This window comes from Halobellus marinus (genome assembly GCF_032113415.1).
GTDB classification, from domain to species: domain Archaea; phylum Halobacteriota; class Halobacteria; order Halobacteriales; family Haloferacaceae; genus Haloquadratum; species Haloquadratum marinus.
The window spans coordinates 2,431,320-2,444,711 of sequence record NZ_CP134946.1 but is presented as its reverse complement, the minus strand read 5'-3'; the positions used below and the strand labels follow the sequence as shown (position 1 = coordinate 2,444,711).

Annotated in this window: 12 protein-coding genes; 10 read left to right on the top strand and 2 right to left on the bottom strand. The window is 66.0% G+C overall.

Features of this window, described 5'->3' with window-relative positions; translation table 11 throughout:
* Positions 1-71 precede the first annotated feature (71 nt).
* From RJT37_RS12185 to RJT37_RS12160, 6 genes are all read left to right on the top strand, one after another.
* Positions 72-1,451, top strand: coding sequence for a S8 family serine peptidase (locus RJT37_RS12185; RefSeq protein WP_313684800.1), 1,380 nt, complete (start codon positions 72-74; stop codon positions 1,449-1,451).
* 112 nt (positions 1,452-1,563) lie between these two features.
* A complete protein-coding gene (locus tag RJT37_RS12180; RefSeq protein ID WP_313684798.1) occupies positions 1,564-2,169 on the top strand; it encodes an ArsR/SmtB family transcription factor in 606 nt (201 codons plus the stop codon).
* Between the two features lie 104 nt (positions 2,170-2,273).
* Complete coding sequence (locus RJT37_RS12175; protein WP_313684796.1) at positions 2,274-2,939, top strand: SCO family protein; 666 nt, start codon at positions 2,274-2,276, stop codon at positions 2,937-2,939.
* On the top strand, positions 2,936-3,475 hold the full coding sequence (locus RJT37_RS12170) for a TlpA family protein disulfide reductase (protein ID WP_313684794.1): 540 nt from the start codon (positions 2,936-2,938) through the stop codon (positions 3,473-3,475). The genes RJT37_RS12175 and RJT37_RS12170 overlap by 4 nt, the downstream gene beginning before the upstream one ends.
* On the top strand, positions 3,472-4,125 hold the full coding sequence (locus RJT37_RS12165) for a cytochrome c biogenesis CcdA family protein (RefSeq protein WP_313684792.1): 654 nt from the start codon (positions 3,472-3,474) through the stop codon (positions 4,123-4,125). The genes RJT37_RS12170 and RJT37_RS12165 overlap by 4 nt, the downstream gene beginning before the upstream one ends.
* 52 nt (positions 4,126-4,177) lie before the next feature.
* Entirely contained in the window at positions 4,178-5,023 is an 846-nt protein-coding gene (locus RJT37_RS12160; protein WP_313684790.1) for a VOC family protein, read from the top strand.
* Between the two features lie 33 nt (positions 5,024-5,056).
* On the opposite strand, the gene RJT37_RS12155 is transcribed toward RJT37_RS12160, so the two are convergent.
* On the bottom strand, positions 5,057-6,505 hold the full coding sequence (locus RJT37_RS12155) for a hypothetical protein (RefSeq protein ID WP_313684788.1): 1,449 nt from the start codon (positions 6,503-6,505) through the stop codon (positions 5,057-5,059).
* 43 nt (positions 6,506-6,548) lie between these two features.
* Positions 6,549-8,915, bottom strand: a complete 2,367-nt coding sequence (locus RJT37_RS12150; RefSeq protein ID WP_313684786.1) for a heavy metal translocating P-type ATPase — start codon at positions 8,913-8,915, stop codon at positions 6,549-6,551.
* Positions 8,916-9,151: 236 nt separating this feature from the next.
* On the opposite strand from RJT37_RS12150, the gene RJT37_RS12145 reads away from it, so the two are divergent.
* Genes RJT37_RS12145 through RJT37_RS12130 form a run of 4 tightly spaced genes read left to right on the top strand, consistent with a single transcriptional unit; the run spans position 9,152 to position 13,281 of the window.
* Positions 9,152-9,799: a nitrous oxide reductase accessory protein NosL gene (locus RJT37_RS12145; RefSeq protein ID WP_313684784.1), complete on the top strand. Its 648-nt coding sequence runs from the start codon at positions 9,152-9,154 to the stop codon at positions 9,797-9,799.
* A gap of 4 nt (positions 9,800-9,803) precedes the next feature.
* Complete coding sequence (locus RJT37_RS12140; RefSeq protein WP_313684782.1) at positions 9,804-11,732, top strand: NosD domain-containing protein; 1,929 nt, start codon at positions 9,804-9,806, stop codon at positions 11,730-11,732.
* Positions 11,729-12,472 carry an ABC transporter ATP-binding protein gene (locus RJT37_RS12135; protein WP_313684780.1) on the top strand — a complete coding sequence of 248 codons (744 nt, stop codon included), beginning with the start codon at positions 11,729-11,731 and terminating at the stop codon, positions 12,470-12,472. Before RJT37_RS12140 ends, RJT37_RS12135 begins: the two co-directional genes overlap by 4 nt.
* Entirely contained in the window at positions 12,469-13,281 is an 813-nt protein-coding gene (locus tag RJT37_RS12130; protein WP_313684778.1) for an ABC transporter permease, read from the top strand. Before RJT37_RS12135 ends, RJT37_RS12130 begins: the two co-directional genes overlap by 4 nt.
* Positions 13,282-13,392: the final 111 nt, after the last annotated feature.

The following is a 13,392-nucleotide window of genomic DNA, read 5'->3' as shown; positions in this document are numbered from 1 at the left end:
TCCCGTATAGGCAGTCTCTCGTTCGCTCCGACCGACAGCATCAAGCCGCCTCGTGGAATAGCTCCGGAAACGTGACGGACGACAGACGTGACAGATCGGGTCTCCAGATCAGCCGCCGTCGGGCCCTGACCGTCGGCGGCGCGGCCGCCGTGAGCCTCCTCGCCTCCGGACGGGTCCCAACCATCGACAGCCTGGCAGTGACTCGAGAACGCACTGTCGGCAACCGTCCGGTCTCGCTCCAGCACCTCCACGACGCGGGGATCACTGGCGAGGGCGTGGATGTCGCCGTTCTCGATCCGACCGGCTTCGATCCCAATCACGATGCCATCGCAGGCACGATCGACGCAATCAGGCAGTTCGGTGACGAAAGCGCCGTCGTCGAGGGGACCAGTCACGGGACTGCCGCCGGGGCAGCCGTCGTTCGCCTCGCGCCCGATGCCCGACTCTCGCTGGCGTCCTTTCGCCGACCGTCGGAGTTCGTCGCTGCTATCGAGTGGGCACGGTCGCGTGGCGCGGATGTAATCTTGGCCCCGGTTGCGGCACACGGCACCGCCGCGACGCCCAGGTCTGCGGTCTACAGAGCCGCCCGTCGGACGGTCGAATCCGGATCTGTCTTCGTCGCGCCGACCGGCAACGCGGCACGCGGTCACTGGGAAGGGCCGTACGGAGCGCTGGCTGACGATGGATCGACACGGCGTCGGCTGCGAATTCGGCCGCGCCCGGGTACCGACTCGGTCGCCGGCCGGTTCCGGGCGTGGCTCGTGACCGACCCCGCGATTGAGATCGATCTGACGCTTTCGCTTCTCCGCTCGGTGGACGACGGCCGCCGGTGGAACCTGGTCGCGCTCTCGCAGGCGACGGAGGACCGCCTCGGACAGCGTCTCGTGGCCGACATCTCTCCGGGAACGTACGCGCTTTTCGTCCGCCCGACCAGTAGTGACGGGGCCGGGTCAACAGATCCTGGGAGAGAGAGCCCCGACCAGACGGGTCGTGTGTCGGTGACGACGACGACACACGCCCTCGCATCTCCTCGGCCGCTGGGGAGCATCGCGGCCCCCGCGAGCGTTCCCGGCGTCATCGGCGTCGGCGTGACAGCCGACCCGGAGAACGAAGAATCCACCGACGGGGTCGCCGCGGAATCTCCATCCGGGAACGGGGTGTCACCGTACAGCGGCCGTGGACCGACCGCGCAGGGCCGGACCGGCGTGGATGTTATCGCGCCACCGGTGCCGTGGGTCGCCGAGGAGGACGCTGGAACGTCTGCGGCGGCCGCGCGGGCCGCTGGCGCCGCGGCGCTGGTATTGGACGCGGCCCCAACTCTCGATACCGGGGAGGTTGCAACCCTCCTCCGGGCTTCGGCGGGTGATGTCGGTCGGTCCGGCCGCGACCTGGCATCCGGTGCGGGTCGGCTGGACGTGACCGCCGCCGTCCAGCGTGCCCGGGCACGGTGAAAGGGGCGACAATCGCGGAATCGCTTCCCCGTTGCCGCCCGATCGGATCCTCAAAGACTCGCTTGAGCTACGCACGGTTTGATAGGCTTCGTTGCCGTAGGCCCTGACAAAGATGTCGTCACCGCTTTCACGACTGGCTCCGCGGACGCGGGCGCCTGACGCCTCGCCAGCAGTGGTCGACGTCGCCGACGACACGGCCGGCGAACTGGTCGATGCGCTGGGTTCGGAGACGGCGCGTCTGCTGTTCAGCAGACTCCACGAGGATCCCGCACCGCCCTCGGAACTCGCCCGCGATCTGGACACCTCCGTGCAGAACGTCCACTATCACCTCTCGAAACTGGAAACCGCGGGCATCGTCGAATCCGTCGGGACCGAACTCTCGGAGAAGGGCAACCAGATGACGGTCTACGGGCCGGCCGCTGATCCGATCGTCTTTGTCGGCACTGGTTCCGCGGCCGAGCGAGAGGGGCTCAGCGAACGCCTCTCCGACTGGGCCGCCGGTCTGGCAGTTCTCGCGCTCACGAGTCTCGCTGTGCAGGTCGCTGCCGAACGGCTGCTCGGCGGGGCTATCGCCTCCCCATTCGAGCCGGCGAGTCTGGGGGTCGCTGACGGGAACGCGCTGCTGCGCGGCGTCCTGCTTTTCGCCGAACCCGGACTACTGTTTTTCCTCGGTGGCCTGGTCGTGTTCCTCGCTGTCGCGTTCACGCAGTCACGGTAGGGATTTGGTACTTTTCGGAACCGTCCCGCCTGAACCTCCGTTTTCACTCTTCGAGACCGACCACATCCCTTATAGCCGTGCATATATGATACAATACAACAGGTATGCACAGACGGACATTTCTCCGCGGCGCTGTCTCAGCCGGTCTGATCGGGAGTGCGGGCTGTCTCGGCGTGGGCAACGGGAACCCTGACGTCGCGCTCGCTGAACCGGACCGGCAGTACACGAGCGAGGAACTGCCCTATCCCGCCTGGGGACAGCGCGTTCCCGACGTGACGCTCCCCGCACCGATCGAAGGGGGTGAGATTTCGGTCCGATCCGTGGAGCGGCCGTCCCTTCTCACCTTCTTTTACAGCCACTGTCAGACCGTCTGTCCAGTGTTGATCAGCGCGATGCGGAACGTCCAGGCGCACGCTATCGAGGAAGGGTATGCAGAATCGGTCAGGTTCCTCCCGGTCACGTTCGACCCCGAACGCGACGACGCCGAACGCCTGACGGCGTACGCGGAGCAGATGAACGTCGCTCTCGACGCCGGCAACTGGACCTTCCTCAGGCCCGAATCACCCGAACGGGCGAAAGCGACTGTTTCAGAGCAGTTCGGCGTGACCTTCGAGCGCACACACCCCGAGGATATGGATATGTGCATGTTCGCTCACACGCCGATGACCTACCTCGTCAACGGCGACGGATACATCGAGCGGGCGTACCGGACTGATTCGCCGGACACGGAACGGATCATCGCGGATCTCGATACGGTGAGGAACCGATGAACCGACGCCGGCTGCTGACCGCTCTCGGCGGCCTCGGTATCACCGGCGCGAGCGTGATGGCACTCCGTGGAGGTTTCTCAGGACTCCCGCTGGGGGAGTCCGACAGGCTCCCGCTGGAAGTGAAGACGATCGACGCACGGGGGTCTGAAGCGGGTGTGGCCTCGGTTCCACAGCAGGGACAACCGACGCTGATCGACCTCTTCGCGACGTGGTGTGCCCCGTGCAAAGAACAGATGAACGAGCTATCGACCCTCTACGAAGAGTACGGCGACCGCGTCACGTTCATCTCGATCACGAACGAGCGGCTCGGCGGCACGTTCACCGCGGACGACATCCGCTCGTGGTGGCGTCGGCACCACGGCGAGTGGACGGTCGGCGTCGACCCGGAAAGCGATCTGATGGCGGCGCTGGGCGCCGGCGGAGTTCCGTACCACGCGATCGCCGACGCATCCGGCGAAATCAGGTGGCAAGACGCGGGACTGTCACCCGCCGAGACCCTGCGCCCGAAACTAGATCGGGTGCTCGACGAGTCGTGACCTCCGCTGCCTTCCTCGGGACGCTGGGATTCGCCGCCGGCGCGGGAATCGCGACGTTCTTCGCGCCGTGTGCGTTCCCGTTGCTGCCCGGCTACGTGGGCTATTACCTCAAGCAGAACAGCGAACAGCCGGCACTCGTCTCCGGCGCGGCAGCCGCGGCGGGCGCGATCGTCACGCTCGGCGGCGTGGCGGCACTCGCGTTCGCCCTTGGAACCCGGCTGACGTCCATTCTGCCCCTGTTCGAGCCACTCATCGGCGCCGCGCTCGTCGTTTTCGGCGTGGCGGTGCTTGCCGGCAAGACCGCACCGACGATCCCGCTGCCGGAACGGCCGGAGTCGCTCCTCGGATTCGGAATCTTCGGCGCCGTGTACGCCGTCGCAGCGGCCGGCTGTGTGGTGCCGGTGTTTCTCGGGGTGATCGCGCAGGCGTCGGCGTTGTCGACCGGGCGGGGGCTGGCTGTCCTCGGGACCTACGCCGGCGCGGTCGCGCTCCCGCTGGTCGGCGTGACGTTGCTCACCGATGCGGGCGTCACGGAGTGGCGGAACGTCGGCCGCTATTCCGGCCGACTGAAGCAGGCCGCCGGCGTCCTTCTCATCGTCGCGGGCGTCGGCCAGCTTTACCTCTCGATAGTCGTTCTCGACGTGCTCTGACGGCGAAACCTTGGTCATTGAATAGCTCTCCCGACGTCAGTGCAGCCAACGAATGGACCACCCAGCTGATTCGCCCACGTTGCCCGACGGGACGCGCCTCGGTCGGACGGCGCTTCGCGTGGCCGACCTCGAGGCGTTGACGGAATTCTATCGATCGGTCGTCGGTCTCGCGGTGCAAGAGCAGACCCCGGAGACCGCGACACTGGGCGTCGACGGAACGTCGCTGCTCGTCTTGGAACGGACGGACGCCGCGCAACGGGATCCCGACGCAGCCGGCCTCTTTCACAATGCCTTCCGGGTCCCGTCTCGGGCGGCGCTGGGCGACGCCGTGGAACGGATCCGAACCCACTGGCAACTGGACGGCGCCTCAGACCACCGGGTGAGCGAGGCGCTGTATCTCTCGGATCCCGAGGACAACGGCGTCGAAATTTATCGGGACTTGCCGCGGGACCGGTGGCCTCGCTCCGCCGACGGGACTGTCGAGATGGCGACGCTGCCCCTGGATCTCGACTCGCTCACCGCCGAGTCGGACGGCGCGACCAGCGTACCGCCGGAAACGACGCTCGGCCACGTCCACCTCGAAGCGACCGCCATCGGCAACGCGCGGGATTTCTACGTCGATACACTCGGCTTCGAGATCCAGATGGACGCCGGCGCCGCGCTCTTTGTATCGGCCGGCGGCTACCATCACCACCTCGGCATCAACACCTGGAACGGGCACTCGGAACCGGCGTCCGCTCGCGGCCTCGCGTGGTTCGAGGTAGTGGTTCCGGGTGCAGACGCGGTGCAGGCGATTCGAGACCGACTGGGGAAAAGCGATGTCTCCGTCAGCGACTTGAGCGGTGGGATCGCGTTCACCGACCCGGACGGGATCACTGTCAGGCTGCGAGTCGAGTGACGGGGTTCATCGCGTCCCGACTGATGGAAGTAGTCACCGGCGAACGTCGATCCGCACCGCGAACGGGAACTCCATCTGCGGATACCCCTGTCCGGTGTCCGCGTTCGTCCAGGAGACGGTGAACCGGCCCCAACTCCGGTACGTCCCGGCGGGGACCGCATCGGGAATCCGATACGTCGTCGAGAGCGCGTCGTCTCCTGACACCGACGCCCGATCGATGTTCCGGATCCGCCGATCGACCGAGTCCGCTTCGGCCGGTTCCCAGCTGACACTTTCGTACGCGTCGCTCGGAAGCAGCCGACGGCCCGTCGGGCTCTGGAGCCAGAGGACGCTCGGCACGGCACCTCTCGCTTCGAGTTCGAGACCGTCGTCGAGCGGCGGATGATCCCCTGCAGTGGACGGGCTGAGCCTGACGACTATCGCCGGGTCATCCACATCCGCCGCTGTCGAGGCGGTCAGTTCGACCGGGAGTTTTCCCTGTCTGGTCTCCTGGGCACGAACGCTGTACATCCTGCCCTCGAACTTCACGTACGGGCGGTCGGAAACGCCCTTCTCACCCTGAAGTCGCTCCCAGAATGCCTCCGGAACTTCGTCAGTTCGGTATTCGGACCACTCCGGCGGCAGCGCGGGTGCGCGTCGATCCGATTCGATTGTCCGGGTCAGTAGTCGTCTCACCGGGTCTGGAATCGATTCCCACGCGACGACAGGATGTCCCCAGAGGTCCTCTTCGGTCAGCTCTCGGACAGAAATCGTGTACGGCGGCCCTGGATCGATCCGCTCGGCTTCGATCCGACTGATGCCGACCGAATCTTCGATGTAGTCGTATTCGTCCAGAAACTCCTCGATTCCCGCAGGCAGCACCGAGATCCGGTACTCGTCGCGGGGTGCCTGCGCACTGAACGCTCCCATCGTTCGGACGAGCTCTCGAACCGGGTCGGCGAAGCTATCGATGTCTCCTTGACGAACTGTGCGACCAGGATCGGCCTCATCGGCGTCGCTCGACGCCAATCGCGCCCGGACGGTCGGGACTGTGGGGTCGAACGAGATGGGGGTGCCCGCCAGTTCGACGTACGGTTGGAACCGATAGCCGATTCCGTGATCGCGGAACCGATCGACACTCTCCAGCACGGACTCGGATACCTCGTCGACCTCGTAGCCGTCCTCCCGCGCGGTTTCGAGCACGTCCCGAAAGGATGGATCGAGTTCGGTAGCGGTCACGATATCGTCGGGATCGATCACCCGCTCGTCGGGGATCAGTTCGTCCGCGTAGAGGAAATATCTCGACGTTTCGATCCCGACATCGACGATCGGACCATCCCCTCTTTCCGTCCCAGTCGTATCCGACTTCTCAGCGGTCGGTTTACCTGGTGAACCGTTCGTTATCGAGCCGGACGTGGTGGTCGATGAATCTGTCGGGGCCGCACAACCGGCAAAACCGGCGCTTCCGAGGGCGAAGACCGAGAGGAGTCGGCGACGGTGCATTGACAGACGTTCGCACTCGATCGAGCAAAAACCTGAGCGTGACTCAAACACTCGTTTGAGTTGTATCGTCGGGCCGCACCCGCGACAGTCGCATCGCGTTGCCGGTCACGCCGATGGTCATCCCGGCGTCACCCGCCAGGACGGCCAACCAGATCGGTACCAGGCCGAAGGGAACACCGATCGCAAGCAGCGCTTTGATTCCCAGACTCGCCCAGATGTTCTGTCTGATGACGCCGTTTGCGTCGTGGGCGAGTTCGTAGAGGTAGGGGAGCTTCGAGAGGTCGTCGGCCATCAGCGCGACGTCGGCGGTTTCGAGTGCGGTATCCGTCCCCGCCGCGCCCATCGCGATGCCGACCGTCGCCGTCGCGAGCGCAGGGGCGTCGTTGACGCCGTCGCCCACCATCGCGACCCCGCCATCGTCCGGCGACTCCTCGACGAGTTCCCGGAGTGCCGCCACCTTCTCTTCGGGAAGCAGTTCCGCGCGGAACTCGTCGACGCCGACCCGCTCGGCGATCGCTCGGGCGGTCCGCTCGTTGTCGCCGGTGAGCATCACCGTCCGCTCGACGCCGAGGTCCTTCAGCCGGGCGATCGTCCGCTCGGCTTCCGGTCTGACCTCGTCGGCGACCGCGATGACGCCCTCCAGTTCGTCTTCGGTCCCGACGAGGATCACCGTCTTACCCTCCGCCTGAAGCTCCGGGACGGTGTCGTCGAGGAGATCCAGGCAGTTGTTCCGCTCACAGAGGCGGCGCGCCGTCTTCGTCACGACCCCGCCGTCGGTCGTGGCGTGGACGTGCGAGAGGTCGAATCCGAACTCCTCGAACAGGCCCGGCTTGCCCGCAAGGTGCGGCGTGCCGCCGAGATCCGCGCGGACGCCCTTCCCGGTCAGACTCTCGAATTCCGCGACCTCGTCGACACCGTCGATTCCCGCGTCGGCGGCGGCGGCCACGATCGCCTCGCCGACCGGGTGTTCGCTGCGCTGTTCGAGGCCGCGGGCACAGCGGAGCACGTCGGCCTCGGTGTTCCCGTTCAGCGGGACGACGTCCGTCACGGCCAGTTCGCCGGTGGTCAGCGTGCCGGTCTTGTCAAAGGCGACGGCGTCGACAGCGCCCATCGCCTCCAGGTGTTTCCCGCCCTTGATGAGGACGCCGTTCTTCGCGGCGCTCGTAATTCCGGAAACGACGGAGACCGGCGTCGAGATGACGAACGCGCAAGGGCAGGCCAAAACGAGAAGCGTCAGCCCGTAGACGACCGCGGTTGGCCATCCGACGCCGAAGACGAACGGCGTGCCGAGCGTGACGAGGATGGCGAAGGCGACCACGACCGGCGTGTAGTACGACGCGAACCGCTCGACGAACTGCTCGCGTTCGGTCTGTTTTGCGCCGGCGTCCTCGACTAGCTCGACGATCCGCGAGAGGGTGTTGTCGCTCGCCGTCGCGGTGACACGGATCTCCAGATAGCCACCCTCGTTGATCGTCCCGGCGTACACCTCGTCGCCGACGGTCTTGTCGACGGGCACGCTCTCGCCCGTGATCGGTGCCTGGTTGACCGCGCTCTCGCCCTCGATCACCTCGCCGTCCATCGGGATCTTTTCGCCCGGGCGGACGACCACGACGTCGCCGGGCGTCACCGCAGCGACGGGAACCGTCTCCTCGTCGCCGCCACGCTTGATCGTCGCCTCGTTCGGCGAGAGATCCATCAGCTCCCGCATCGAGTTTCGCGCCCGGTCCATCGCCTCGTCTTCGAGTAGTTCGGCGACGCTGAACAGGAACGCGAGCGTCGCCGCCTCGAAGTACAGCGCCTCGCCGAAGCCGACGCTTGCGAGCAACGCGCCGAGGATCGCGACCGACATCAGGAAGTCGATGTCGAGGTTCAGGTTGCGCGCCGAGTAGTAGCCGTCCCGGAGAATCGCCTGTCCGCCGCTCGCGACCGCGAGTAGAAACAGCGCGTCGGCCACGAAGAGTTCGGTGCCCAGCAGGCTCCCGACGGGTGCGTTCCAGGCGACCAGCAGGAACTCGACTGCGAGACCGACAGCGAGGAACGCGCCGCTGATCCACGTCTTGATCCCGCGTTTGCTCGTCCAGATCTCCCGTCCGTCGGCCATCTCCGGGGCGGCGTCCTCGTCTTCGCCTCCCACGGGAGTATACCCGGCATCCTCGATCGCGTTCACGAGATCCTCCTGTGAGACGCGTTCCTCGTCGTAGGAGACCGTCACGCGACCTGTCGTCGGTCTGGTCTCGCGAGAGCGAATCCCCTCGACGCGGTCGAGCGCGCTCTCGACTTTCCCGGCACAGGTCGGACAGTCCATATCCGGCACGTCGAACGACGCCGCGGCGTCGCGATCGCCGTCGTCGCCGCGCTCCCGACGCTCCGGCCTTCTGTCTTCCTGCGGCCCGGAATCTGCTGTCGTCATAGTGGTTGCTTATTTAAACCAAATGCCTCCGTGTTTATTAATTCAGCTGCTATCTTTCCGGTGGTTGATCACAAGAAATGATAAATTAAGGGGATAGAATTAATAATCCGGCGAGCATTCTGTATCAGCGGAATACCATATCGAAGCATCGGGGGCGAAAATATGCGAACGAACCCCACGCAGTCTTCGAGAATCCTACCAGACCGGCTTTGACGGTGTGGCGCCAACGTCCGCATATGTCCGGAACACCTGATTCGGACGGCCTGACGCGTCGTCGTACACTCGGAATCGGCAGTTCGTTACTCGCGGTGGCAGTAGCGGGGTGTACAGGCGGTGACAACGGAGGCGGAGCGGAGACCGAATCTGCGACGGCCACACCGACTGAGACGGCCACACCGACGGAGACCGAGACCGAAACACCGACGGAGACCGAGAAGGCCTCCCTGGACCCGCTTTCGGTTCCCGAAGACGCCTCCTGTGCGGTCTGTAATATGATGCCGGCGAAGTTCCCGGACTACAACGCCCAGGCGCAGTACGAATCCGCCGAACCACAGTTCTTCTGCTCGAACGGTTGTCTCGCTGCGTTCGTGGCCGATCCCGGCCACTTCTCGGACTCGCACGCGGATGCCACGATCGCCGCGGCGTTCGTCCACGACCACGACACCACGGAGTGGATCGACGGGCAGGCGGCGACGTACGTACTGGAGATGGACTCCGAGCGCGTCGACGACCCGATGCGGATCAATCCGCTCGCGTTCGATACCCGCTCGGATGCGATGGCCTACGTCGAGGAGTACGACGACCTGACCGAAGACGACCTCGCAGCCTTCGGCGACTTCGATCGCGACCTCGCAGAGCAGTATCGCGGGAGCTTCTTCGAGTGATTCGATGCAGTGGGGCGCCGCCGTCCTGGTGTCGTGTCTCCTGCTCGCGGCTGTGTACGGTGGGGCCTTCGCCGTCGATGCCACGCGGGAGCCACAGCCGGTCCCCTTCGGCTCGACGGCGAAATCCGGCCTGACCGCGGAGACAGTGCGGACTACACAGGCCGACGGCGCCGTGGTTCCGAAGGCTCAGGTGTCCTACGCGCAGTTCGAGACGGTCGTGGGCTACTACGGAGTGGGATCGCTCGTCGCGGCGCTCGGTCGCGAAGGGCATCGACAGCAGTTCGGGCCGCCGCTCGGCGTCTTCGTCAGCGACTTCGCCGGCACCGACCCGGCGGTGAGCGAAGCCGGGTATCCGATTCCCAGCGACGGTCGCCCCGATTGGGTCGCCGTCGAGGCGGCCAGTTTCGTCGCCGTCTCCTCGCAGGACGCGACCACCCGGCGGGTCCTGGTCCCCTTCAGCGACAGGAGCGCTGCCCAGCAGTTCGCCGGTCGCGTCGACGCCCAGGTCGCGGTCTGGCAGTGGGAGACCGTCCGGGAACGGGTCGACGGGCCGATCGGCGAGGGCTCGTGGGAGGAAACCGTCGCAGTCCGCCAGCAAACTGCGAATCGAACGGCCACTACACTCTCTCCCCTCGCAGAGCGCCCGGTCTCGGTGGTCGTCGGGGTCGATGCTCCCGATATCGGGACCGCAGTCGACAGGGCGCCACCGAACACGACAGTGTACGTCCCACCTGGCACGTATCACGAGCGCGTCGAGATCGACCGGCCGATAACGCTCCGCGGCGCGGGCCCAGCCACCACCCTCTCCGCGGGCGGCAACGGGACCGCTGTGACTGTCAGGAGCGACCGCGTCGCCGTCACTGACCTCGCAATCGATGACGTCGGTACCGCTCGGATCGACATCGATGCGGACACCGAAGAGTGGGACGGTCACGTCAGGGGGACCTACGGACGCGGGGATGCCGGCGTTGCAGCGGTGAACACCAGTTCGGTCGTCGTCGCTGACGTTTCGATCCGGACGCCCTCGAACGGGGTGCTGTTACGCGAGACGGAGCGAAGCCTCGTCGAGAACTTGACTGTCCACGGGACCGCACCGGACGGCGACGGGTATATGGGAGTGATGGCGATGGGAGCAGCGGACGCCATCGTCCGGAACGCCACCGTCGTGGGGACCCTCGACGGTGTCTACGCTCACCGCTCCGACGGACTCGTCGTGCGGGACAGTCGGATGTGCGACCTCCGGTTCGGCGTCCACCTGATGTTCACTTCCGAGAGCCTGCTGGCGGACAACGCTGCCCGCCGGGCGGAGACCGGGCTCGTGGTAATGACGCGGCCCACCGGCAACGTCCTCATCGGCAACGACGTTCGGCAGTCGAGTCACGGTATCGTCACCGCCGGGACTGACTCGTACGTCGCGCGGAACCGCCTCGTGGCGAACGACGTAGGCCTGGAGATCGGCACGCGACAGTCGCTCTACCGGCACAATGTCCTTGTTCGGAACGACGTCGGCGCCGATGCGGCGTCGATCGTGGCCTCAAACCGGGTGATCGGCAACGATTTCCTCGGCAACGGCCGCCCGGCGACTGCCACCGGCGGTTCACTGCGTGTCTGGTCCGGCGGCCGGGAGGGGAACTACTGGTCGCGGACGGACGCAGTCCCCGACACGAGAGACCGACAGTATCGCCCGACGAACCCGGTCGATAGCCGCCTGGGTGACCCGGGCGCCGAGCTCCTGTCGAATGCACCGGCAGTCGTCGCGCTGCGCGAACTTCGCGGTACCGTACCGGGGATGCGGAGCGGCGGAATCGTCGATCGACACCCGGAACCCCGCCCAGTCAATCCCGACCGATTGACTCTCGCCCGCACCGCCGGTGCGAACTGTTCGATCGCCCTGGCGCAATCACGAACAGCAGATGAACACATAGCACTATGACGGAGAATCCAGTCGTGTCGGCGACGGATATCGACTACGAGTACGGACCAGTATCAGTCCTGCGGGGACTGTCACTCGCTATCGAGGCAGGGACGGTCGTTGCTGTCGTCGGTCCGAACGGCGGCGGCAAATCGACGCTGCTGCAGACCCTCGCGGGCGTCGCAACGCCGACGAGTGGGACTGTAAAATACCCTGCGACCGGAGATATCCACCCGGTTGGATACCTCCCGCAGTCGTTCCATCCGCGGGCGGATCTGACGGTCGTAGAAACGGTGGCGTATTACGATCGCCTCGCCGGGACAGGCCCGACCCCGAAGACGCTCGTCGACCAGGTCGGTCTCGGGGCAGTCGCGAACCGTCGGGTGAGAGCTCTTTCCGGCGGAATGCGTCGATTGCTGGGGGTCGCTGTCGCCGCGGCCGGCGACCCCGAATTGCTCGTCCTCGACGAACCGACAAGCGGCCTCGACCGGACGATGACTCGGCGCGTTTTCGACCAGTGTCACTCGCTGGCGACAGATGACCGCAGCGTCGTCATCGCGACACACGACTTGCCTGCCGTCGAAGAGGTTGCCGATCGGGCGCTTCTCCTCGACCGCGGTCGACTTCGCCTCGATCGGCAACTGCCGATACGGGACGCCGCGTTTGCAACCGCATACGACCGCGCTGTCGACGGCGAAATCACGGTCCGAAGCGGTCGTGAAGACCGCGACGATGACTCGACAGGGGGTGTCCGATCGTGAATCCGCTCGACGTTCGACACGTCGTTGCCGTCGCCCGTCGGGAACTCAAGACTACGACACGCAGCAGCGGGACCGTCGTTCTGTTTGGCGGACTCGCGGCGATCCTTCTGGGATTCACCTGGATCGGCGAGGGCCACGCCGCCGGGTTCGCGCCGACGGTCGTCGACCTGCTGACGCCCGTCGAACTCCTGGTCCCCTTGATCGCCTATGCGATCGGATACCGAGTTTTCGTCGCCGATCGGAAGCGGGGCGAACTCCCGATCCACTCGACCCTCCCCGTCTCGCGCGGATCGGTCGTCCTCGGAACCTTCATCGGTCGGGGAGCGGTCCTCGCGCTCGGTGTCGCTGCCGCGGCGCTGCCGGCGCTGTGTTTGGTGTTGCTCTCCGGTGATGGGGTGAACCCGCTGTACGCGGCACAGCGCGGCGCCGACTCCCCACTGCTTTTCCTCCGTTTCGTCGCTGTCGCGACGTTGCTCGCACTCTGTGCCCTGGCGCTGGCACTCGCGGTGTCGGCAGTGGCCACGAGCGCCAAAGGGGCCGTGGGCCTGTCGCTCGGTTTCTGGGCGGTATCCGCGACTGGCGCCGACGCCCTCGCGCTTGCGGCGTTGCGACTGGGACTGCTCGGGACAGAGATGCTTCCCACTGCCGTGGTTCTCGGCCCCGGCGGCGCCTACCGGGGCCTGGTCTTCGCAACTGTCTTAGACGCGGCGACCGCTGGGACTGCCGCCGTCGCACCGTCGGTCGGTGTGTTGGCGCTTTTCGGCTGGACCGCAGCCGGTCTGACGCTTGCGAGCGCTATGCTCTGGTGATCGTGGCTACTCCGCTGCGGTAAGCCTTTTTAGGCGTGGCTGATTGCGGCCCTACTTCTGCTCACACGTATTCTCTCCCGTCCACAGCAGCGTTCGAGAGACGTACCAGAC